The organism is Sulfuricurvum sp. (assembly GCF_028713855.1).
Classification (GTDB): domain Bacteria; phylum Campylobacterota; class Campylobacteria; order Campylobacterales; family Sulfurimonadaceae; genus Sulfuricurvum.
In genome coordinates, this window is sequence record NZ_JAQTNN010000002.1 from 165,255 (window position 1) to 189,939 (window position 24,685).

Below are 24,685 nucleotides of genomic sequence, written 5' to 3' on the forward strand. Positions count from 1 at the left end.
TCTCTAAATGGTCTTTTTAATGGCGAAGACTAGGATTAATGAAATTGATTTATTAAGATTTATGGCAGCATTTTCAGTTGTTCTTTTCCATTATACATTTAGAGGTTATGCTGCTGATTCAATGTCTGTCATACCTTATCCACTGCTGGCTCCTTATTCTAAATATGGGTATCTTGGTGTCGAATTGTTTTTTATGATAAGTGGTTTTGTAATCTTAATGAGTGCATCGGGCGGGAACATGAGACGTTTTGTCGTTTCAAGGTTTATTCGACTCTATCCAGCTTTTTGGGCGAGCTGTACAATCACTTTCATTGTTATCCTATTAATAGGTGAACCGAGGTATACAGCAACATTGAGCCAGTATTTAATCAATATGACAATGATAAGTGGTTATTTACATGTTCCATCTATTGATGGCGTTTACTGGACATTGTTTATCGAATTGCAGTTTTATTTTTTAATTGCCATCCTACTATTTATGAAAAAAATCTCTCATATAGAATCTTTTTTAACGCTTTGGATTATTCTCTCTATAATACTGGAATTATTCCCCATTAAAATATTGAATTTTTTACTAATAGTGAATTTTTCTGCTTATTTTATTTCCGGTGCTATTTTTTATTTGATTTGGCTAAATGGACTTTCGTGGAGAAAGGTGGCAGTTTTATTTTTAGCATGGGGACTTTCCCTGCTGCAAGAAATACATTATATGGTTGAGTTTGAGCATCATTATAATACCGATTTAAATGTATTTATTGTCGGAGGAATATTGACTTCTTTTTTTATTGTGATGTTGTTAATGGCTTTGAAGAAAACGGGTAAGCTCGGACAGAAACAATGGATTCTAGCTGGGTCGCTTACATATCCATTATATTTATTGCATCAAAATATAGGGTTTATGATTTTTAATTCTACCTATGGATTGTTGAGTCCTTTTTGGCTATTTTTTATGACATTAGGCAGCGTACTCTTACTAAGTTACATGGTGCATATTTTTATTGAGAAACAGTTTTCATCTCCTTTAAAGGTATTTGTGAATAATACGATAGATGCTGTCTATCGTTTGAAAATAAAATAACTTGTTTTCTTCTGGTTAACAAAGTTTCTGCTATCATACATTTCATTATAATTTAAGTAAATAAGGGTTATTTTTGATTCGTATGTTATTGAGATGCAAAAATAGTATATTTTTCTCTCGTCAAAAGTATTTATTCATTTTATTAACTATTGGTATTTTTCTAATCGGATGTGGCGGCGGCGGTGGCGGCAGCACCAGCAGTACCAGCGACACGCTTAGCGGTGTCGGTAATTTGAGTACTGGCGATTCGTATCCAAGCAGTGTGGATGGGACTGCAAATTATTATGTCACGGTATCGGATGATGTAATTGTCGGTGCTAGGCTTATCGGGATAAAAAGTATTACCGATACCTATGAGATAAGTCGGGATACATCAATTTGTGAAAGTTTTACGGAGATGGGAAGCGGAGTTTATTCGCTCAATAACTGCAGTGTTAAACCCGCAAAAGTTATAGCAATCGGTGGTTTTATCGATTTAAACGGAGACGGTAAGTTCGATACCAACGAACCGACCCAAAACAGTCCGTTGGTCGTTGATACTACTGTATTGGCGGATGTAAATTTGACAATTACCCCAATGAGTACATTAGCGGCAGCAAATTACACTATCAATCGCGGTACTTTGGCTACTAAACTTGGGTTTGCTAGCAGATCGGCGGCGTATACCGTTACCGCTGCCAACCAAGCGATGAATCGGATAGTGAATGCGGTCTTATCCGCAGCCAATAGCAGCGGATTTGATGTGACAGTTTTTAGTGCTGATTTGGTTCATCGCATTTTGCTAGCTGATGGTACTGGAATTGATAATCTTCGCGCGGCAATCAGCAGCTTGGTCAATGCCCCGGAGAGTAAAACTGCATACGGAGATGCGAAGATACAAAGTTTTTGGAATGATTCAAGGGTTCAGGCTGTTATTAATGGAACGGATGCGATGAGTGCAATGCTCGCTAAAAAAGTTCCGAATGGAAAACTGCGTATTTCAGGGTTGGTGACAACGACTCCTACAGGGGCGAATATTGTAAGCGGTGCAGCACTCAGTGTGTATGTCGGAGGGAATAAAGTAGGTAACGGAGTATCTGATAAATACGGGAAATACAGTATTGACGTAGATCAATCGACTATCCCTAAAGATACAACGCTTTCATTAAATGCGCAAACCGAAACGCTTAACCTTACATCATCAGTACCGACGAATGTCTTATTGAATAAAAGGGTAAACGGGCATATCAATTCGAGCTATATCGGTTCTTTGGCTATCTCTAATCTTACCAGCCTTGTCGATAACTATACCAAATCCCCGGTGAGTACACCGTGCGACAATACTCATTACTATCGTATTCAAACCAAAGAGTGCTTACCTCTTGAAAATCCTACATGGGGATTTCAAGGATTTACGGTACCTGCAGATAATGTCTATCCCTTACTAGAGTGTACGCAAAAAGCGTTACAAGGGCTCCTTAACGCTATTCCAGCAGAGGGCGGGAAGATCGTGATGCCGGCATGTACCATCAAGACAACAGATGGTATTGTAATTCCAGACAATGTGATTTTAGAAGGCTCGGGGATGGGAAAAACCATTCTTGAGAACAATATGACATCTTCAAATTCTCTTCCTTCCGCAGTGGATATTAGAGGTGAAAATATCATTGTTAGAAATTTTACGGTGGATGGGAGTGGTACGACGGTGCTTGGTATCGGTGGTCCCACTGCAAAGGGGAATGTTCTCGTTGAGTTTATAGAGGCAAAAAACTTTAAACCCGATCAAGGGGCAGGGATCTCTTTTCGTAGAGATACGGCTTGGGATAATTCAAGAATTACGATTAGATATAGCCGTTCGTCAAACGGACTGCACGGTATTGTAAATAGATTGTTGGCTCCGGCAAAAGTGCTCATTTATTCGAATGAGTCGTTCGGAAATGCAAACTACGGATTGGATTTAAGTACTAGTGACAGTATAGAGGTGGCAGGTAATTATTTACACAACAATGTTGCTGCCGGAGCAAAATCACCGGCTTCCACTAATATTATTTATCATCATAATGATATTAATTTCAATGGTACGACTAGCCTTGGTGCAGGATTGGTCTATATCGATTCAAATCCTAGTGCTATCATTACGGTTAAAGAGAATAATATCAGTAATAACGTCGGACCGGCCTTTACATCTTGGGGTGCAAATTTTTATCAATTGACCTTAATCAATAACAAGATTACAGGAAGTGCAGATGCCAACGGCTACAATATTCTTGGAACCGGAGTAACAAGAATTGATATAACAGGGAATCATGGAAAACTTTGGACGGAAGGTACCACTACGGTTCTCTACCATTAACCATTTGGTTATCCTCGCTCTACATCTGCTGATTCAATCCATTCATAATTTTATACTTTGCAATATAGCTAGTTTACGTAATATGATCAGGGCTTATTAATATTTTATGTACATTTATCGAGATAGTAAATTTACATTAATTTAATAATTATGGAGTATATTAATAGATTATATAAATGAAGGGGCTGGAAATGTTGAATATCAAAAACCAATTCTATATTCAGCCTATATTGTTGTTAATCTTTGTCAGCTATTTTATTTGTGGTTGTGGCAGTTCGGGAAGTAATAGTAGTAATGAAGCTCTTATGAGTGGGATAGGTAGTATGAGTACCGGTGATACGTATCCAAGCAGCGTGGATGGGACTGCAAATTATTATGTCACGGTATCGGATGATGTAATTGTCGGTGCTAGGCTTATCGGAATAAAAAGTGTTACTGATGCCTATAAAATTACTCGGGATACATCAATTTGTGAAAGTTTTACGGAGATGGGAAGCGGAGTTTATTCGCTCAATAACTGCAGTGTTAAACCTGCAAAAGTTATAGCAATCGGTGGTTTTATCGATTTAAACGGAGACGGTAAGTTCGATACCAACGAACCGACCCAAAACAGTCCGTTGGTCGTTGATACGGCCGTATTGTTAGATGTGAATTTTACGATTACCCCGATGAGTACGTTAGCCGCGGCAGATGGAACTGTCAATCGCGGTACTTTGGCTACCAAACTTGGGTTTGCTAGCAGATCGGCGGCGTATACCGTTACCGCTGCCAACCAAGCGATGAATCGGATAGTGAATGCGGTCTTATCCGCAGCCAATAGCAGCGGATTTGATGTGACAGTTTTTAGTGCTGATTTGGTTCATCGCATTTTGCTAGCTGATGGTACTGGAATTGATAATCTTCGCGCGGCAATCAGCAGCTTGGTCAATGCCCCGGAGAGTAAAACTGCATACGGAGATGCGAAGATACAAAGTTTTTGGAATGATTCAAGGGTTCAGGCTGTTATTAATGGAACGGATGCGATGAGTGCAATGCTCGCTAAAAAAGTTCCGAATGGAAAACTGCGTATTTCAGGGTTGGTGACAACGACTCCTACAGGGGCGAATATTGTAAGCGGTGCAGCACTCAGTGTGTATGTCGGAGGGAATAAAGTAGGTAACGGAGTATCTGATAAATACGGGAAATACAGTATTGACGTAGATCAATCGACTATCCCTAAAGATACAACGCTTTCATTAAATGCGCAAACCGAAACGCTTAACCTTACATCATCAGTACCGACGAATGTCTTATTGAATAAAAGGGTAAACGGGCATATCAATTCGAGCTATATCGGTTCTTTGGCTATCTCTAATCTTACCAGCCTTGTCGATAACTATACCAAATCCCCGGTGAGTACACCGTGCGACAATACTCATTACTATCGTATTCAAACCAAAGAGTGCTTACCTCTTGAAAATCCTACATGGGGATTTCAAGGATTTACGGTACCTGCAGATAATGTCTATCCCTTACTAGAGTGTACGCAAAAAGCGTTACAAGGGCTCCTTAACGCTATTCCAGCAGAGGGCGGGAAGATCGTGATGCCGGCATGTACCATCAAGACAACAGATGGTATTGTAATTCCAGACAATGTGATTTTAGAAGGCTCGGGGATGGGAAAAACCATTCTTGAGAACAATATGACATCTTCAAATTCTCTTCCTTCCGCAGTGGATATTAGAGGTGAAAATATCATTGTTAGAAATTTTACGGTGGATGGGAGTGGTACGACGGTGCTTGGTATCGGTGGTCCCACTGCAAAGGGGAATGTTCTCGTTGAGTTTATAGAGGCAAAAAACTTTAAACCCGATCAAGGGGCAGGGATCTCTTTTCGTAGAGATACGGCTTGGGATAATTCAAGAATTACGATTAGATATAGCCGTTCGTCAAACGGACTGCACGGTATTGTAAATAGATTGTTGGCTCCGGCAAAAGTGCTCATTTATTCGAATGAGTCGTTCGGAAATGCAAACTACGGATTGGATTTAAGTACTAGTGACAGTATAGAGGTGGCAGGTAATTATTTACACAACAATGTTGCTGCCGGAGCAAAATCACCGGCTTCCACTAATATTATTTATCATCATAATGATATTAATTTCAATGGTACGACTAGCCTTGGTGCAGGATTGGTCTATATCGATTCAAATCCTAGTGCTATCATTACGGTTAAAGAGAATAATATCAGTAATAACGTCGGACCGGCTTATGCATGCTTTAATGCAACTTTTTATCAATTGATCCTAATCAATAACAATGTTACGGGAAGTACAGATGTCAACGGTTACAATATTACTGCAACTGGAGTAACAAGAATAGACGTGACTGGAAATCATGGAAAAATTTGGACGAATGGTGCAAATACGATTTATTATCATTAATTCCTTATTTATTGAAAAGGGAAGCTGTAAGAACTGAAAGCATCTGCTTAGCGAGAACTTTGCGGTTATATGCTTTAGCAAGTTTTTCACATCCTGATTGAAGATTTTGATATATTGAGTCGTTTTCTTTGAGTAAGATGACTTTTTCAATAAAATCTTTTTCATTTTCCGGTTCAAAACAGAGTCCGGCATTGTAGTATTCGATGATCTCTTGTGCTTGCCCTTCAACACCTAGTAGCGTCGGTTTTTGCATAGCTGATGCTTCGAAAATTTTGGAAGGGATAACGGTTTTAAAATTTTCTTCTTTTTTAAGAGGTGCAAGCGAAATATCACATAAAGAGAGATATTCGGGAACCAGATCTTTGGAAACAGGATCTAAAAAGGTTGCATTCTCAATCCCCAGTTCTTGCGCAATAGTTAGAACAGTATTTTTCATCGCGCCATCGCCGACAAAAATAAAATGGATTTGAGGATCCTTTATTTTGGCAATCGATCGGACAATAAAATCGAGGCTGTGTGCCAATCCGTGTGTACCGATATAGCCGATAATAAATTTATTTTCCAATCCGTATCGTTTAAGCAGTTCCGGATTTTTAATTCTGGGATAAAACAGGTCGAGATTTGATCCGTTAGTAATAACATCTATCTTTTTGGCATCAATGCCACGTTTTATTAAATTTGTCTTAAATGCATCCGTAACGGCAACGACTCGTGTAGCATCACGATAGAGAGCAAGCTCTATTTTTTCTAAAATATCAATAGCAATACCTTGCTTCATAGCTCCGACTGTTTTAATCGATTCCGGCCATAAGTCTCTTAATTCAAATATCCACGGTTTTCTTCGAATTTTGGAGAGTCCCCATCCCGCCCATGTCGTAAAAAATTGCGGTGAGGTGGCAATGATAATATCATATTTTTGAAATAGACCTATCCAAAAAGCCATGAAGGCAAAACTTACGTAATCCAATACCCGTTTAACAAAGCCGCTGTTAGCAGTGACATAGCTCCAGACTCGGATTACTTCGATACCATCCATATTTGTTTTTTGGTAGAGTTTATTTTTATAACCGTCATATATTTTTCCGTGAGGAAAGTTGGGTGCACAGGTGATAATAGTTACTTCGGCACCATTTTTAATCCATTCCTGAGCATGCTCATAGGTGCGAGTCGCTGGAGCATTTACCTCTGGCGGGAAGTTATCTGTGAGAAAGAGAATTTTCATAGGCTTATTTCCATTTTTAGGGTTTCGTTAAACATAATTTCAATAACAGTAGAGGGGATAAGAGTATTAAACTCTGGAGCATAGTTATAAGTATTTAGAGCTAATGAATTATGATTGAAGCAGGTAAGTTTGGCATTATTTATTTGTATTGCATTATCGTTGATAGTGACCGTGACATCCGGATGACAATGTAAATATGCGATGCATTGATGCAATTTTTTACCTTTAATCATATCTTCAATGGTAATTTTATGGGTATCAAATGAAAATTTACGGGTATGTAAAGCTCCGATTTTTAGATAACCGTCATGGGTAGCTTCAATACTGTCGTGGTTTTCAATAAGGCGGATGACTTTAGCCCTTTTAGCTACTCGAAATCCACCCCACACTTCACTTTGTTCTTTTCTGTCAATCACAACAGTGTTGTGGGCTGCTGTGGAGCGTTCTGAAGTGCGCTGTATATTGGTTTCATAGGTGGAAAGTCCAGTATCAACAATTATTGCTTTTTCATCAATATGCAGTTCAAAGTTAAAGGTATCGCTGTGTGCATGTCCTGGGATGTAATCGGGTCCGATATTTCCTACATCTATAATACATTCATAATGATCTTTGACAATTTTACGATATCCGGAGACTTGTAGGGGAAGTTTTGTCGAATAAATACCTTGCAGTAAGGCATATGCAAATAAATCGTGAGATGTTGGAGCAATACCGTTAGTACTGTCATTAAGTAGAGGTATCGAACCATTGGCATAGGTAATTGTTTCAAGCCATCCTAACATGACGGATGCTTTACTCTCAAGCAGTGCTAAAAGTTCATCTGTTTTCCAGGAATTATTTTTGACAAGATTGATACAATCAAGTATACGAAATAGCATGGTTTGATGATACATTGGGCTCAATTCAAAATGGGCGCCATCTGAGAGAATTTGCTCTTTCAATTCAGCCGATAGAATTTTTTTAGCTGTTGTATAAAACCGTTCATCTTGAAAATAATAGGCCCCAAAGAGGAGGCTAAAGCCATTTTCGAGTAGGTGGTTTCCCAATAGATGATATTCCAGATTTTCCAGCAAAATGTGATATTGTGCAAAGAGTGAATCATTAATTCTGGAATCAATTATATTCTGATTGGCAAGAAATTTGACCCAGTTAATACCGCGTAAAGAGATTGGGAAAGGTTCAAGGGCATCATTTAGGGTAGCGGATTGATCGATAAAATCGTGCATCAAGATCAATCCTTCCTTTTTAGTTATTGACTTTTGATGTAAAAAGTCAAAATAGGTGAGGTTATAAGTCCAAAGTCTGCCGTATTCCGAAAAGTTCCAATCGATAGTTCCACGAAATGCTTTGGTACGATTTAAAAAGGTAAATTCGTTATTTTGATAGCAAGTATAATGTTTGATTGAGCTTTCAAGTTTAATCGTGAATGATTTTGAACCTTTAACTTTTTTATAGTCAATAGCTGCATATTTTCTAAAGTTCATTTTGAAAAAATAAAAAAATCTGTAATAAAATTGTATCGGCTGTAGATATTTTATTGTATGGTAAAGTCTAATATATCTATTCATCCAACTGATTTTCCTTGAAAATGTATCATGTGTTTATTTATATTTACCAGACAGAATTTGATCAATGGGATCTTTATATTGAATACCTTTAATTTTGAAATAGATTTGTGAAACAATATTGAATAACAAGTATTTCAAAGGATTAATAATAACTCGAAAAGTGTAACCTTCCTTTAGAGAAGCACCGAAATGGCTTTTGAATTTTTGAATATCAGCATATTTTGTTCCGGGCTTGACATTAATTCTTGCTCCCACAAAATCATATACAGTAGTTCCTTGATCACGTAAAATCTTCATAATTTCATAATGCATAAGATTGATACTTCCATTGGATGGCTTTTCAATGCTTCCGGCATACATGGCATATCCTCTGACTCCATCATATATGACAACTGCCGCGCCCTGAGGTTGATTGTCTTTTTGTACGGTAAAAAACAAAGCATGTGTTTTGAGTTTTGACTGTAAAGTCTCAAGGTAATTTAGTGAAGGATAGTGAATGGAATTTTGACGGCTCAGGGTTTCTTTAATGATACGATAGACAAGGTTGATATCAGTAGTAGTCTGGACGTATGCACCTTCTTGTATCGCCTTGCGAATTCTATTTCGATGTTTACCGTCGAATGAGAGAAGAAGTTCTGTATCATCTTTATTGATATCAATTTCATGTGTTCCCCATGGTACTGATGTACTCTTGGTAGGAAACGTCGCGAATACGACATTCGATTGCGCTTTTGAGATAAAGTCACAGACTTTTTCTTTTTGACAGTATTCAACCATTGCATCTAAAAACTGCTGCTGATCTTCTACTCCAGTGTTTTCGACTCTAGGAATAAGATCATAAGTAAAAACCATTCTTTTAAAGATCAACCGTTTATCAATAAAAAACGGCAAAATAAATTTTTCGGATACAAACCACCCATATCTACTGCTTTTTGCTGATAAATAGGATTCAGAAGATAAGACGGGGAGAGGATCGGTTATCTCAGTTTGTGTTTGAATAATTTTCATTTTGATGCTTTTTTTTGAAGTGCGTATTCTATTGCTTCTTGATAGGTCCAATATTGGACCGTTTCAGGGTAATGATCGTTCAGATAGCTGTAAAAAAGATGTAGGTCATCACACCCATAACTTACTTTAGGGTGACCTAAAAGCATCAAAGGGATAATGGAGTCAGTTTCATAAACTGTATCATCATGTATGGCTCGTTCCACCATTTCAATGAGGGTTTGATAGCTCATTGTATTAATATCTGCCATATAATAATCTCTCGACAATATTTTGTAAAGTTTTTTCCAAATGGAAAAATTTCTTTCGCAGATTTTAGTAGAGTATAATTTTTGAACAATATTTTTTGAAAGAAAGTATTTTGAATTGAAATATTTCAGAAATGCAAAAAAAGTTTTTATTGTATACGGCGGTATTTCAAAAAAGTTTGTTTGTCCATTATTAGATTGTTTTGAAATAAAGTTATCGACCATCCAATATTTATAATGGTGGGGGCAATTCTCATATTTAAAAGTAACTTGTTCTGACTCAAATTTTGCATTAGGGACAACTGAACTGTCGGCATGAAAACCGCACGCTTTTAAAGCTTTGAGAAGTTTTGGCTCATCTCTTACTGCCCATGAACCGGATCTGAAGCCAATACATCTATAATTTGGATTTATAGGAGTAAGTAGATCCTCTAAAAATTTTTTGCCTTCTTTAAGTATTTCAACCATTGTTTGATAGTCCAAAGAGGTAAAATCGACATGATTTAAATCTACATCAAACGTGTGCATAATTGGATTATAGAGTGCTTTATACCATTGAGCATGATAATGGAGTTGAACATCATGCCCATTTTTAACCAAGTCAACTAATTGAGCCATTATTTGGGTATTTGAGATTTCGAAACTGTCGTTCCATTGTTTATTCTCTTCAAAAGCTTTAAATTGCCCATATTCAAAAAGGATTGAAAGCTTTGCACCATAGAGTGATGCAATGTTTTTTAAATGATCGGTAGGAAATATTTGCTCCCTATCTACTCTTCCACTACTATCACCAAAAAGTTCATAATCAAGTGATGTTATGATTGCTATTTTATTCATAAAGTTACTACAAATATTGTTGTAGGCATGGATCTTGTATCAACAATATCATCTTGCCTCGCTGGCTTTTGATAATTTCATCTTCTTCTACAACTCTCACATTTACTTCAAACTCTTTTAGCTTGGATCTGATTTCATCACTAAAAGTTTTACCTACACTTTCTGCTGATAAAAGACTGGTTGATTTTTGCAAGACACGTACCTCAATTTTCCCAAATTCTTTTTGGTGTATTTGATAATATACTATTTCACTTTGTATTTGAGAATGCAGATTTATAGCTGCTGTTGAAATCCTTTTATCCTTATTTAAATAAAGAAAATCTTTCCCCCATCTCCCCGTTAAGTTTTTTAGATAGAGATAATGTTCATCTTCAATCAGTTCGGCTCCGTCCCCTATCTTGTAGTTGATTAAAGGCATAGCCCGGTTGACGAATGACGTTAGAATAAGTTCACCGCCAATAACTCTAGGGTACCCATACGATGTATATACCCTATGCATATCATTAGAGTCAATATCCACGGCTATTAAGGCTCGTTCAGACTGTCCATAAAAGGAGATTACTTTGCATTTGAAGAAATCAGCGATTAAACGCTTGTCTTCGACAGTTGCATTCTCACTTGCCAAAAAAATTCCTTTTAACTCCGACTTGTAATGATTTTTTTGAAAATAAACCATATACTCTTTCACAAGTGATGGATATCCATGTATGTATTTTATATCATATTTGATGATTTCATCTAAAAGTTTGGCAAAATTGTTATGGTTGATTTTAAAAACATCAACCACCAGTTCATTGTACAATGGATTGTATTCTATGAGGTTATCACCGTTAAGACTTTTGCCGCGAAGTGTTAGCTTTATATCCCTTTGTCTATTGTATCCGGCATATGACCAAATATGATGGACATGAGCCCATTCAATGCCATAGAGTTCATTTGAAAGAAGGAGTGTTGTCGGATTTCTTCCTGTCCCTCCGGTTGTGGTTGTGTACGAATTCAGTCGGTTGAACTCATCAGATGTGTAATAATTCAAATTCCTTGCTAAATCATCAGAAGTTGTGAGGGGAAGTGATTCTAGAATAGTACGTACTTCAGATATATCAAATTTTTTTGGTATGTGATCTTTGCCGTATTGCGTGTGTTCTCGGGCATAATTCAGTGTATCGAACAAATTTTTATCAATGAGCGTTTTATCAAAGGATACTTTATTTTTCCATTCAATATACGATTTGCCAAATAATAATCGATCTGGAATATTTCGCAAAAATTTGAGATGTTTTTTCGGTAGGGAATCGTAAATTCGTTTCATTATTCCTAACATACTCTCCCCTCCCTCTCTATTTTATGGATCATATAGTTAACTCCTGCATTAACAAAATCATTTTATCTTTCTGGCCCACTAACGATCTCAATATTTTTTTACTATTATATCGAAATATGTTATACTAATATTAAATATAATGTTAAATGTTTTTAATAGTTTTTGAAATGAGGTTGCTGTATTTGTTTTTTTCATAGCAATTACTAATCCTTTTAAGTTTATATTTTTAGTTCCTGCACCAGTATCATGAGTTTTCCGCGATGGCTTTTTACAATTTTAGTTTCTGAAACAATACGGATATCGATATCGAAATCTTTTAATCTTTCTTTCATCTGATGACTGAAAGTGGTCGCTATTTCTTCTGCAGAAATAGGCGAAGTTATTTTCGGTACGATCCATATTTCAACTTTTCCGAATTCCTTTTGGTGAAATTGATAATAGAGAATTTCATTTTGAATAGAGGTATGGAGGCCCAAAGAGGTTGAAGCTATTTTTTTCTCTTTTGTGAGATAGATAAAATCTTTTCCTCTGCGGCTTGATAGATTTTTGAGATACAGACAATGTTCATCTTCGAATATTTCAGCACCGTCACCTATTTTATAGTTAACCAACGGAAGGGCTCGATTGACAAAAGAGGTAATAACTAATTCACCATCGACAATACGGGGATATCCATATGAGGTATAAACTTTATAGATCCCATTTGCCTCAAAATCGGCTGCGATAAGGGCTCTTTCAGATTGTCCGTAAAAAGAGAGAACTTTGCATCCGAAAAAATCGGCTATCCATTTTTTATCTTCGATATTGACCCCTTCACTTGTCAATAGGATAGCTTTTAGTTTAGGGATATAGTTATGGAGTTTAAAATAGGTTGTATACTCTTTAACAAGAGATGGATACCCATGGATATATTTGATATCATAAGATTTAATAGCTTCCAATAACTGCGGAAAGTTATTGGCATTGACTTTAAAAACGTCGACAACGAGTTCATTATAAACCGGATTGTATTCGACCAGTTTTTCCCCTTTTAGCATTTTCCCACGGAGGGTAAGCTTCGTATCTTTTTTGCGATCGTAGCCTACCGAAGACCATATATGGTGTACATGTGCCCACTCGATACCGTACAATGCATTTGATAAAATAATAGTAGTCGGATTTCCCCCTGTTCCTCCAGTAGTTGTGGAGTAGGAGTTAAATGAATTGTATTCATCAGAGGTATAGTAGGAAAGATTAGTTGCCAGATCATATGAAGAAATTAAAGGGAGGGTTGCTAAGATATTTTTAGCATCCTTAAGTTCAAAAGTTTTTGGTATATGATCTTTGCCATATTGAGTGTGCTTTCTTACGTAATTTAATGTATCGTACAGATTTTGATCTATCAAGTGTTTATCAAAAGAGACTTTAGATTTCCACACAAAATATGATTTTCCAAAGAGGATGCAGTCGGGAATATATTGTAAGCATGTCAAATGTTTTTTATCTAGCAGGTCATAGAATTTTTTTAAATAAAACAGCATTATAAACCTCTACTTTTTTAACAATGATATTAATATACTGATTCAATTGATTATTACTCTCAATTGAAATTAATTGTAGTAAAACAATAATGATTATCTCTTGTGTTTCATTAATTAAACATTTAATTCCTGAACCAATAAAATCATTTTACCTCTATAACTTTTAATAATCGCATCTTCTTTTACTATTCTGACAATAATTTCAAAATCAGGTATCTCAGTTTTGATTGCATTATTAAAAATGTTTGACAATTTATCAGGTGACATTGTGCTGTTGATTTTTTGTAATAATCGGATTTCAACTTTTCCGAATTCTTTTTGGTGAAATTGATAATAGAGTATTTCGTTCTCAACATTGGTATGCATCGCAAGCAGTGTCAGAGGTATTTTTTTATCTCTGGTAAGATAGATAAAATCTTTCCCACGTCGACTGGAAGGATTTTTGAGATATAGATTGTACTTGTCTTCCACTATTTCTGCACCGTCACCTGTTTGATAATTGATTAGAGGCATAGCCCGATTTACAAATGACGTGGCGACAATCTCTCCATTTACAACTCTAGGATAGCCATAAGATGTATAAACTTTATGCATTCCATTCGCTTCTGTATCGGCTGCAAAAGTCACTTTTTCTGTTTGGCCATACATGGATAAGACTTTTGCTTTGAAAAATATCGCCATTTTTTCTTTATCTTCAACGCTGATTTCTTCACTAGAGAGCAAAATACCCTTTACGCGAGGAATATAATCGTATTTTTCAAAATAGGTCATATATTCTTTTATAAGTGACGGATAGGCAAAAATATATTTAATATCAAACTTTTTGATTTCGGCAATGAATTGCTTAAAATTAGTATCATTTACTTTGTAGACATCAACGACAACTTCGTTATAGATAGGATTGTACTCTATTAACTTATTATTTCGAAGACTTTTGCCTCGGAGAGTAAGTCTTGTATCTTTTTTCCGATCATAGTCTGCCAACGACCAAAAATGAAGACCATGTGCCCACTCGATTCCGTAGGCCTCATTGGAGAGCAGGACGGTTGTTGGATTTCTGCCTGTTCCACCTGTTGTTGTTGTATACGAATTAAATCGATTGAATTCATCGGAAATATAGTAATCAAAATTCGTTGACAGATCATAAGAGGAAACCATTGGTAAAGACTCAAGAATACTTCTAACTTCTAGAATATCAAATTTTTCTGGAATATGATCTCTACCGTATTGTGTGTGTTGTCGTGCATAACATAAAGTATCAAATAAATTTTGATCAATTAGGTTCTTATCAAAAGATACTTTATTTCTCCACTCATTATACGATTTACCAAATAATAGTCGATCCGGAATGTAGCGTAAAAATGTGAGATACTCTTTTGGAAGAGAATCGTAAGTTTTTTTTATAATAGATAGCACTGATACCCTTTTGTGTGTAGATGAGCTAACGTATTATTACAAAAGACCAATATGTGCAAAAAATTGCTCAGTTTGATGGCTGGTTTCAAATTGATTAAACTGTTTCAGTGCGGCTTCCGATCGTTCGATATAATTGGTTTCTGTAAATGACTCAATGGCTTGTTTTAGTTGGTCAACATTTTTCGGTTCAATAAATACAGAGGAACGCTCATCTATCATCTCTCGAATCCCCTCTAAATTTGTTGCGATCACAGGAAGTCCGACGGAAAGAGCTTCTATAATTACTCCCGGGTATCCTTCAATATAAGAGGGAAGAACTAATACATCATACTCTCTGAGGGTATTAAGAACATCTGTGGCGGCCAAGGCTCGTTTGTATTTTGCTTTATAACCTTCAAAATTAAACGTTAAAAGATCGTCACCGATATACCCATATAAATCGATTATATAACTATTATCAAGCTGATTTGATGCTTCCAATAATTCTATGATTCCTTTTTCTTTTGTAACTTTTCCAAGAAAAATAAATCTTTTTTGAAATATACCCTGGCGAATCATATGAGGCTTTTCCCGAACATTTGGAAACCAGTAGGTGTTTTTGTTATAACGTGAAAAATAATCGACCAGATATTTGGTTTCGAAAAAATTTGCATCCGATTTTTTTAATGTCCAAGATACGACTGATTTTAATAAAAAGTTCATTGTGTCATATATTTCATAAAAACTGCCGGCAAACTTTCGTAAACTTACTGTTTTGCCAAACAATTTTGCAAGAAAAACGGCAACAGGAGCTATAAACATGTAATCATTGGCTGTTCCATGAAGTGAAACATGCGTACAGTGTCTCATTTTGATAAATAACATAAACCAGATACTTAAAAGGGCGGTTACTTTATTGGAGTAATGTGCTTTATTGGTATCGATCACAAAATAGTTAATATCATGTTTATCACATTGATGAAGTAAATCTGAAAAGAGAACAATAACCCCACCTGTTCTGGTAAGGTCATTTTTATTTTCCATGGGTCCTAGTAGCAATAATTTTTTCATTTCACACACTCACAATACGATAATCAAATTTATTTCTTGATGTGGCATCTAGTCTATTTTGAAAAAATTTCTCAATATTCAACATAATCATTCCTTTAAGAGATGTTATGTATATAGTTTGCTGAGCCAGTATTGGAAATTATTTTTGCTGGTATACCCCCAACTGAAACGCCATGAGGAATATCATTTATGACTACGGCATTTGCACCAATCGCCACATCATTTCCGATAGTTATATTACCAAAAATTTTTGCTCCGGGTCCGATGTATACTCTGTCACCGATTGTAGGAACGCCGGGGTGTTTGCCACCATTTGCTATACCAATCGTTACACCTTGAGAAATGTTACAGTTTTCACCAATTTTTACATGCTTATTGATGACAATATTGCCCCAGTGCCCAATATAAAAACCTTTGCCTATATCTGTTTCCGGATAGATTTCTATTCCGTATTGAATCATCTTGCGATGCAGTAAATATTTCATAAACCCATTCTTGTATTTTGATGCTAAGCGAAACCAAACCACATAGTTAAATCCGGGAGATAAAAAAAAGTTTTTGAGATACGATCGAAACGTGTGATTTGTACTTTGACGATAAAAATCATATTTCATAAATTCAATCATATTCTTATCCTTTATTATAGAGATTAAGATATTTTTGTGCAGTAGAAGTGATGTCATAAGATTTTTTAAAATCTATCAACACATTATTGGAAAGGGTTGTTTTTACTTCTGCCGTTAATGATAAAAACTGTTTTATTTTTGCATAATAGGAGTCGCTAGAGAGATCGGTACTTAATAGTCCATTCTCCATGTCACGGATAACATCAACAATACCTCCGGCAGGTGTACAAATGGGAATGACACCCAAAGACATTGCTTCTATCAGAGTGATTGGAAGTCCCTCGTAGAGTGATGAAAGACAGAACGCATCGCTGCAAAGGAGATAATCGGAAACATTTTGCCGTTCACCTAAAAAATGAATTTCAGGTTTGGCTATTTGTAGTAATTGCTTCAGTAGCGGATCACCTGCTTCAGTATCTTTGCCAATAATAAGTAAAAGAACATCCTCCCCTTCGACTAAAAGTTTATTAAATACATCGACCAGCATCTTGTGGTTTTTTTGATATGCAATACGCCCTATGGTTAAAAAGACTTTTGTTTTAAGGTTTTTTTTGTAGTTCTGAATTTCTTGACGAACGTATTCGATTTGATCCGTAGGTTCAAGTTGTTTGGTTCCATTATCAATTAGGGTATTAAATTGGTTTCCGTATTCAGTTTGGATGCTCTTGGATACTTTTGTTGAGATTCCTATGGGTGTAACCTTAAAAAGTTTAAATAATATTTTGTAGATAAGTCGCTGGGATTTCCCTGTTTCTTCTTGCGCCATATTATGCACTGTATGGAAAAAATTTGTTTTATTGAACATAATTGCCAGAGCACTATAGAAGAGTCCTCGAAGATGAGTATTTACACTATCATAATTGCCAGTTCGTATGAGCTGGTGAATTTTAAAAAATATGCTCGTATCCAATCCAAGTTGCTTATGGAGAGTTATTAGCGTTATGGTTGGACTTAACGCTTTTGCCATAAACATATGCTCTTCGATATCAAAGAGAGAGCAAATGGTTACGTCGTGCTCTTTAGAGAGCTCATTACATAAATTGATACAAAATGTTTCGGCACCTCCACCATGTAAACCGGGGATAATATGTAATATTTTCATAATTTGCGGCCTTTTTGTTGTAATTGGTAATTGAGATTCATAATAAGGGCAATAGAAAGCCATAGATATTTATCGTACAATATTCCAAGTGTCAATCCCATCAAAAGAATTGAAAGAAGAGACATGAAAAGAAACCATTCATTTTGATAAAACAATGTTTTAAAATTTACTTTAATTATATATATGAGGAAGGTCATGAAGAGTAAAAAGGCAGGAATACCTGATTCCGCTATCAGCTTAATATAGATATTGTGAGGAGCAGGAGCACTTCCTACCATATGAAATTCTTCATAAAGCGGTTCATTTACGGCAAAAGCATCACCACCGACACCAATAAGAGGATGGGCCTCCGTCATATGCATACCGGCAATCCATGAGTGCATGCGGAAAAGTGCTGTATCTGTATTTTTAGTTCGCCCAAGCATATTTTGAATAGCTTCTATTTTTGTGAAGTCAATTTGCGTCAAGATGATTAATAAGGTAAAAAGTAGAAGAAGCGCTTTTGCATTAAAGAAATAATTTGGTTTAATAATAAGGAATCGGATAAGACTGATCAAGCCTAGGCTGCCCAGTATCAAAAATGAAGTCATCGATCCTGCTTTAAAAAGACCATATGTAAAAAATACAACTGTCACTGCTAAGAATGTTTTACTTCGATTGTGTAGGTAAAGATAAATACTTCCAAATAAAAAGGCGAGTAGCTGTGTTGCAAATTCGTTGGGGTCTTCTGTCCCTCCCGATGTTCTAAAAGTCCATTCACTGAGTGGTTGGTTAAAATAGCATATAACTATCGAACCCATCATCGCAAACCATATAAAGTAAAGGGCTTTATCGATGGAATAGCGATTAAAATAAATAAGCATTGAAATAATGGCTAGCAATGCCGATCCTGCAGGGGCAAAAGTAACATTCCAGTCGAGCAATAATTCAAGCAGTAATAAAGTAAATAAATATGCGAATAGCGCATAAATTAATTTGAATTGTGTTGTATTTGTAGTTTTAAAATTCCTAAAAATAGCAGAAGCGAAGAAGAGCCAGAAGAGGGGAAATATCACTTTAAAGCCTGACTCACCGAGAATGTGATCAGCTACGAAATTGTCATTATAAAAGCTAAAGATAAATAATAAGATATAAAGATTGCTTAACAGTAATAAAAATTTATTAAACATAATGCAACCTTTTTAAAATGATTTTTGCTAAGAATACTTCTCCCAATAATAATACCAAATTGATGAGTAAAAATCCTAAAAGAGGATTTTCTAAAAATATGAACCGTGTGATGATAACGGTCATTATCAGACGGATAAGATTGATGCTAATTTCCAGGGTATTGTAATTCATTGTTCGGGCTAAAAATGTAATAAGACTCATCAAAAAAATGATCCCATAGGTGACAGTCATAATAAATACGAAAATGGGTGCATTGATCGACAAATAATTAGGCATGATAAGATAGACCATAGCGCTAAGAAGTGCAGCAATAGTAATAGCGTAAAAAACGAACAATTTCATTTGTCCAATATATTGATCCAAATGTAGGATAATTGAACTTTTGTCTCCTAAATGAAATTTAGCGACAAAAAAAGTTCTAAAGGATGCAGATGCGATTGACATTATTCCAAGAAATGTCATTGCATATCCCAAATCCGCTAGCATAGCTATCTGATGCATTTCAGTGAGATAAATAATCAAGTAGCGGCCTGAAAAAACATAAAGTACGCCGATAATAAAGGTCATAAAAGAAAATTTTATGAAACGTTTTAGATAAAACATAAATATTTTTTTCGTACGATTATAGTTGATAGTGTTATTTAACTGGGTTATGATTTCAATGCCGTTTGTAAGTAAAATGTAAAAGACCGGTATAAATGGAATGATGAACATTGTGATCAAAATACTATTTATAAAGAGTGTTTCCTGAAAGAAAAGATATCCAAGTAAAATTCCCCGTATAAGAAGAATTAAGCCGGAGAGAATGAAAATATAAGTAAACCTGCGTTCTGTCAATAAAATATTTCTACTAAATGACCAACCCACTTGAGTAATAAGAGCTATAAAAAAGAGAGGGATACTTATTGTACTTTGCCCTAAATGAAACCCTTTTAACAGAAGTGACCCTATGGGTGTAAATGTGGCAATTACTAACGTGATCAAAATTGTCATTTGTAAAACAGTATTGATTAAATAAGTAATTTTATACATTTGATAAAATCGTAAAAAACTTATCGGTATTCCAAATTCAAAAATACCGAGTAAAAGTATCAGGGCGTTGTAGACTGATGAAAATTCTGCCATCGATTCTACGGTTAGCATATACGGTACGAGCAACATTACCAAGTAGGTGGATGCACTAAATACAATATTTGCCAATAAAAAGATACTTTGATCACTTGAAAAAAGTGAAAGAAGTTTTTGCCGCATTAATTAGTTGTTAGTAACGTTACAAAAATCAAGTACAACTTTATTAGCAATCCTAAGTCCTTTGAACACTTTGTGTCCGACTAAGAATACAATAATATCGGCTTGGGCAATTGCCACTTTGAAATCTATGATATCGAATTCTTTGAACTTGTCAATATTTGGTTCCACTGCAAGTACATTTGTACCATCGGCTATCAAGCGACGTGTAATAAAGAGAGCCGGTGATTCACGCAGATCATCGATATCAGGTTTGAATGCCAATCCCATACAGGCGATTTTAGGTATTCTTCCATGCGTATTTTCAAAAGTAAGTGCCGTATTTTTTACTTTTTCTATTACCCATTCACTTTTGTAATCGTTAACACGACGAGCTGTTTCGATCAAACGGGCTGATCCACCTGCTGCATCGACAATAAACCACGGATCAACAGCGATACAATGTCCACCGACACCTGCTCCCGGCTGGAGGATATTGACACGCGGATGACGGTTGGCTAGAGCGATTAGATTCCATACGTCAATACCGAATTTATCACATAAAATCGAAAGTTCATTTGCAAAGGCAATATTAACATCGCGGAAGCTGTTTTCGGTCAATTTGGCCATTTCAGCTGTTTTTGCATCGGTTTCAAGCACTTCACCAGAGACAAATGTTCGGTAGAAGTCGGCGGTAGCTTTGGTTGCTTCTGCGGTAGTTCCTCCAACAATACGGTCATTTTCAACCAGTTCTCGCATGATATGACCAGGTAATACACGTTCCGGACAGTGTGCGATATGAACGAGTGATATGTCTACACCACTTTCAGCAAGTACCTCGGCTACTTTATCCGTTGTCCCTACGGGTGAAGTTGATTCGAGGATAACGATGTTTCCGGGGCGAACGTATGGTGCGATCGAACGAGTAGCTGCGATGACATAGTCAATATTGGGTGCAGGGCAGGCATGCAGGTCATCGTTATGATGAAACGGTGTGGGAACGGCAAGAATAAAGCAATCGGCTTCAATCGGTTTGATGTCGGCTTTTAGGTTACCGGAGTTTACCGCGGAACGGACAAATGTATCAAGCTCGGGCTCAACGATATGTATTTTGCCTTCATTGATCGTGTCAACAGTACTTTGTACGACATCCACACCGTGGACGTAATAATTTCGGTTGGCTAGAAGAGCAGCGGTAGGCAAGCCGATATAGCCTAGTCCTATGACACATACAGTTTTAATTTTCATGGGTATCCTTAGATAAAAAATTGACGATTCGCTTACATGCTTTGCCATCGCCATAAGGGTTATGAGCTTTGGCCATCGCCAGATATGCTTCGGGTGAATCTAAAAGCAATTGTGCTTCAGAGATGATCTTCCGGGTGTCGGTTCCGACCAGTTTAACGGTTCCTGCTTCAAGTGCTTCAGGGCGTTCGGTCGTATCGCGCATAACGAGTACAGGTTTACCTAGACTAGGCGCTTCTTCTTGTACACCGCCGCTGTCTGTGATGATGAAATACGATTGGTTCATTAGATAAAGGAATGTTTCGTATTGCAAAGGTTCAATCAAGAATACATTGGTAATCCCTGAGAGTATTTCACGAACCGGTTTTTGGACATTTGGATTCAAATGAACGGGGTAAACAATATCAATATCGGGATTGTTTTCAGCTAATGTTTTGAGGGCACTGCAAATATTAATAAATCCTTGCCCATGATTCTCTCTCCGATGACCTGTGACCAAAATGGTTTTTTTATCAGGACCATAAGGATAGAGATAGGTTAATTTGGTGATGATTTCCTGCTCAAGCTCAGGGTTGCTTTTGATTTTTTCAAGTGCTAAAAAGAGTGCATCGATAACGGTGTTTCCGGTAACAGCAATGTGAGAGGGATTGACATTTTCGCGTAAAAGGTTCGCTTCACTCGTAGATGTAGGGGCAAAATGGTAAGCGGTAATTTGAGTGGTGAGCTGACGATTTGCTTCTTCAGGCCAAGGGCTATAAATATCACCCGTTCGCAGACCCGCCTCGATATGGGCTATTTTAATTTGCTGATAAAAAGCAGCCAGTGATGCAGCAAATGTGGTGGTCGTATCGCCGTGTACAAATACAACATTGGGTTTGAAGGCGTTAAGAACCTCTTTCATTCCCAAAAGAACGTTCGCAGTTATGTCGTAAAGGTCTTGTCCCGGTTTCATGATGTTTAGATCAAAGTCGGGAGTGATTTCGAAGAGAGAAAGAACTTGATCGAGCATTTCACGATGTTGAGCTGTGACACATACTTTGGTTTCAAAGAGATCGGGATGTTTTTGAAACTCTTTGACCAACGGGGCCATTTTGATCGCTTCGGGACGAGTTCCGAATACGATGAGGATTTTTTTCATACGTAACCTTTTGGATTTTTGGATTGAAAATTCCACGCATCACGGCACATCGTCTCTAAGTCCCGTTTGGCACTCCATCCGATGATTGTTTTAGCGGAGGAAGGATCAGCATAGCATGCAGCGATATCTCCCTCCCGTCGAGGTGCAATAGTATAGGGGATGTTTTTACCGCTTGCTAAAGTAAAGGCATTTACGACATCCAAAACACTGTAGCCCGTTCCTGTACCGAGATTGACAGCAGTACATTGAGGATTGTTTAAAGCTTGGAGTGCTTTGACATGGCCATCGGCTAAATCAATGACATGGATATAGTCTCTGACTCCTGTACCGTCATGAGTAGGATAATCTCCTCCGAAGATATTTAGCGTTTCACGTCGACCGATTGCCACTTGAGTGACAAAAGGCATCAGATTGTTAGGGATCCCTTGAGGATCTTCACCGATAAGTCCACTCTCATGTGCCCCTACCGGATTGAAATAGCGGAGAATCATAATATGCCATGAAGTGTTCGAACGGAAAAGATCCCGTAAAATTTCTTCGATGACAAGTTTCGTTTGACCATACGGGTTGGTAGTACGCAGAGGATGATCTTCTCTCAGAGGGAGACGTTCCGGATCACCGTAAACAGTAGCCGATGAGCTAAAGACGATTCTTTTAATATTGTTAGTTTGCATTGCACGTAAAAGTACGAGGGTTCCCTGGACATTATTATCATAATATTCAAGAGGTTTCGCAACTGATTCACCGACTGCCTTGAGCCCTGCAAAGTGGACGATAGCATCACAGCCCGCCATTGCTTGTGTAAGAGCTGTTTCATCACGGATGTCACCGATGATTAATTGTACTGTTTTTCCGGTAATCGTTTCAACACGTCTTAGCGCTTCAGCTGAACTGTTTGAGAGGTTATCATAGACGATAACATCATAGCCGGCATTTAAAAGTTCTATACAGGTATGTGAACCGATATATCCGGCTCCCCCGGTCACAAAGATTTTCATTTTGTCTCCACTTGTGTGAGGCTTGAGGGCAATGTGGATTCATCCGATATTTGCTCCAAAGGAGAATTACGTTCTTTTGAAAGTATACGCATATGTTCTAGTTTATGCCTTCCCTTTTTTCGGCGTCTTAGACGCTGATCGAAGAGATTTAAGAAGGCAAAAAAGAGTAGACCGAAAAGGACAAGGGAAAGGAAATCATCTTCTTCACGAAGTTGAAAGCCGATAATAGAAAAGATGAGCTGAATAGCAATCAGAAGAATGACCGTAAAGCGGACATCCCCTTTCATGTTAAAGAGGAAATGGTGCATGTGATTTTTATCCGCTTTAAATGGCGATTTACCACGTTGTATACGGCGTGTCATAACAATAAAAGTATCCAATAAAGGGATGGCAATAATAAATAATACAGCAGTTGGGGTAATGTATTGGATCGATTGAATACTCAAAATGGAAATAACAAATCCTAGTGTCAAAGAACCGCTGTCTCCCATGAAGATTTTGGCCGGATGCCAGTTAAAAAGTAAAAATGCGATAACGGCAATAATAAATGAAGTGGAGAGGGTAATGATAAGGGTGTCGTTATAGGTGATTCCTATCGCAAAAAAGGTGATGAGCATTACCAACGATACGGTCCCTGCAAGCCCATCTAAGCCATCTATCAGGTTAAGTGCATTGGTGAATCCGGCAATGGCAAAAAAGGTAAAAGGGAAGATAAAGTACCAAGGGAGGGTAATGTGATAATTGAAATACGTCCCTAAATTTTCAATATGGATACCACCCTGATAGAGGAAGATGGTTGCAAAAAAGATAACGACAAATTTGAAACGAGGAGAAATATCGTTCCGATCATCCACAAGTCCAACCAAAAAAACAAATAGAATAGCGATATGAATGTACGCATGGGATAAAACATATTCCCAATTAAAGAAGAAATGGGCAAACGCAACTGAAAAAAATATTGCGATTCCGGCAGCGCGTGGAACCACTTTTTTATGCATACTCCGTTCATTTGGCGTATCTACTAATCCTAATAAATGAGCATAACGGATTAAGATAAAATGTAGAACAATGGCAATTATAAAAATCGAAGGTAACAGTATAATTTGCATAAAATAATTATATTCAATTATTTCTTAATAATCAGGCAGATTTTTTTTAA

The 24,685-nt window shown here is 36.9% G+C and carries 19 protein-coding genes; 3 read left to right on the top strand and 16 right to left on the bottom strand.

Annotation, left to right across the window (positions count from 1 at the left end; genetic code table 11):
* The first annotated feature begins 7 nt into the window (after positions 1-7).
* The 3 genes from PHI47_RS02850 (at position 8) to PHI47_RS02860 (ending at position 5,833) form a co-directional block, all read left to right on the top strand.
* On the top strand, positions 8-1,078 hold the full coding sequence (locus PHI47_RS02850) for an acyltransferase (protein WP_299933549.1): 1,071 nt from the start codon (positions 8-10) through the stop codon (positions 1,076-1,078).
* Between the two features lie 73 nt (positions 1,079-1,151).
* Positions 1,152-3,410 (top strand): right-handed parallel beta-helix repeat-containing protein, encoded by a 2,259-nt coding sequence (locus tag PHI47_RS02855; RefSeq protein WP_299933551.1) that lies wholly within the window; start codon positions 1,152-1,154, stop codon positions 3,408-3,410.
* 191 nt (positions 3,411-3,601) lie between these two features.
* Complete coding sequence (locus tag PHI47_RS02860; RefSeq protein ID WP_299933553.1) at positions 3,602-5,833, top strand: hypothetical protein; 2,232 nt, start codon at positions 3,602-3,604, stop codon at positions 5,831-5,833.
* 4 nt (positions 5,834-5,837) lie between these two features.
* On the opposite strand, the gene PHI47_RS02865 is transcribed toward PHI47_RS02860, so the two are convergent.
* The 16 genes from PHI47_RS02865 to PHI47_RS02940 form a co-directional block, all read right to left on the bottom strand.
* Positions 5,838-7,055 carry a glycosyltransferase family 4 protein gene (locus PHI47_RS02865; RefSeq protein ID WP_299933555.1) on the bottom strand — a complete coding sequence of 406 codons (1,218 nt, stop codon included), beginning with the start codon at positions 7,053-7,055 and terminating at the stop codon, positions 5,838-5,840.
* Complete coding sequence (locus PHI47_RS02870; RefSeq protein ID WP_299933557.1) at positions 7,052-8,539, bottom strand: alginate lyase family protein; 1,488 nt, start codon at positions 8,537-8,539, stop codon at positions 7,052-7,054. Before PHI47_RS02870 ends, PHI47_RS02865 begins: the two co-directional genes overlap by 4 nt.
* Positions 8,540-8,656: 117 nt before the next feature.
* Entirely contained in the window at positions 8,657-9,631 is a 975-nt protein-coding gene (locus PHI47_RS02875; protein WP_299933559.1) for a GNAT family N-acetyltransferase, read from the bottom strand.
* Positions 9,628-10,713, bottom strand: a complete 1,086-nt coding sequence (locus PHI47_RS02880; protein ID WP_299933561.1) for a hypothetical protein — start codon at positions 10,711-10,713, stop codon at positions 9,628-9,630. The genes PHI47_RS02875 and PHI47_RS02880 overlap by 4 nt, the downstream gene beginning before the upstream one ends.
* Before the next feature lie 7 nt (positions 10,714-10,720).
* Positions 10,721-12,034 (bottom strand): hypothetical protein, encoded by a 1,314-nt coding sequence (locus PHI47_RS02885; protein WP_299933563.1) that lies wholly within the window; start codon positions 12,032-12,034, stop codon positions 10,721-10,723.
* A 218-nt stretch (positions 12,035-12,252) separates the two neighbouring features.
* A complete protein-coding gene (locus PHI47_RS02890; RefSeq protein ID WP_299933565.1) occupies positions 12,253-13,452 on the bottom strand; it encodes a hypothetical protein in 1,200 nt (399 codons plus the stop codon).
* Positions 13,453-13,668: 216 nt separating this feature from the next.
* Entirely contained in the window at positions 13,669-14,970 is a 1,302-nt protein-coding gene (locus PHI47_RS02895) for a hypothetical protein (RefSeq protein ID WP_299933567.1), read from the bottom strand.
* A gap of 36 nt (positions 14,971-15,006) precedes the next feature.
* A complete protein-coding gene (locus PHI47_RS02900) occupies positions 15,007-15,993 on the bottom strand; it encodes a glycosyltransferase (RefSeq protein WP_299933569.1) in 987 nt (328 codons plus the stop codon).
* Between the two features lie 122 nt (positions 15,994-16,115).
* A complete protein-coding gene (locus PHI47_RS02905) occupies positions 16,116-16,646 on the bottom strand; it encodes a serine O-acetyltransferase (RefSeq protein ID WP_299933571.1) in 531 nt (176 codons plus the stop codon).
* Between the two features lie 4 nt (positions 16,647-16,650).
* Positions 16,651-17,748, bottom strand: coding sequence for a glycosyltransferase family 4 protein (locus tag PHI47_RS02910; RefSeq protein ID WP_299933573.1), 1,098 nt, complete (start codon positions 17,746-17,748; stop codon positions 16,651-16,653).
* Positions 17,745-18,917, bottom strand: a complete 1,173-nt coding sequence (locus PHI47_RS02915; RefSeq protein WP_299933575.1) for an O-antigen ligase family protein — start codon at positions 18,915-18,917, stop codon at positions 17,745-17,747. Before PHI47_RS02915 ends, PHI47_RS02910 begins: the two co-directional genes overlap by 4 nt.
* On the bottom strand, positions 18,910-20,118 hold the full coding sequence (locus PHI47_RS02920) for a hypothetical protein (protein WP_299933577.1): 1,209 nt from the start codon (positions 20,116-20,118) through the stop codon (positions 18,910-18,912). The genes PHI47_RS02915 and PHI47_RS02920 overlap by 8 nt, the downstream gene beginning before the upstream one ends.
* Before the next feature lie 54 nt (positions 20,119-20,172).
* Positions 20,173-21,393, bottom strand: coding sequence for a UDP-N-acetyl-D-mannosamine dehydrogenase (wecC, locus tag PHI47_RS02925; RefSeq protein ID WP_299933579.1), 1,221 nt, complete (start codon positions 21,391-21,393; stop codon positions 20,173-20,175).
* Positions 21,383-22,528, bottom strand: coding sequence for a UDP-N-acetylglucosamine 2-epimerase (non-hydrolyzing) (gene wecB / locus PHI47_RS02930; RefSeq protein WP_299933580.1), 1,146 nt, complete (start codon positions 22,526-22,528; stop codon positions 21,383-21,385). The genes wecC and wecB overlap by 11 nt, the downstream gene beginning before the upstream one ends.
* Positions 22,525-23,526 (bottom strand): UDP-glucose 4-epimerase GalE, encoded by a 1,002-nt coding sequence (galE, locus tag PHI47_RS02935; protein WP_299933582.1) that lies wholly within the window; start codon positions 23,524-23,526, stop codon positions 22,525-22,527. The genes wecB and galE overlap by 4 nt, the downstream gene beginning before the upstream one ends.
* Positions 23,523-24,635, bottom strand: a complete 1,113-nt coding sequence (locus PHI47_RS02940) for a glycosyltransferase family 4 protein (protein ID WP_299933585.1) — start codon at positions 24,633-24,635, stop codon at positions 23,523-23,525. The genes galE and PHI47_RS02940 overlap by 4 nt, the downstream gene beginning before the upstream one ends.
* Between the last annotated feature and the right edge of the window lie 50 nt (positions 24,636-24,685).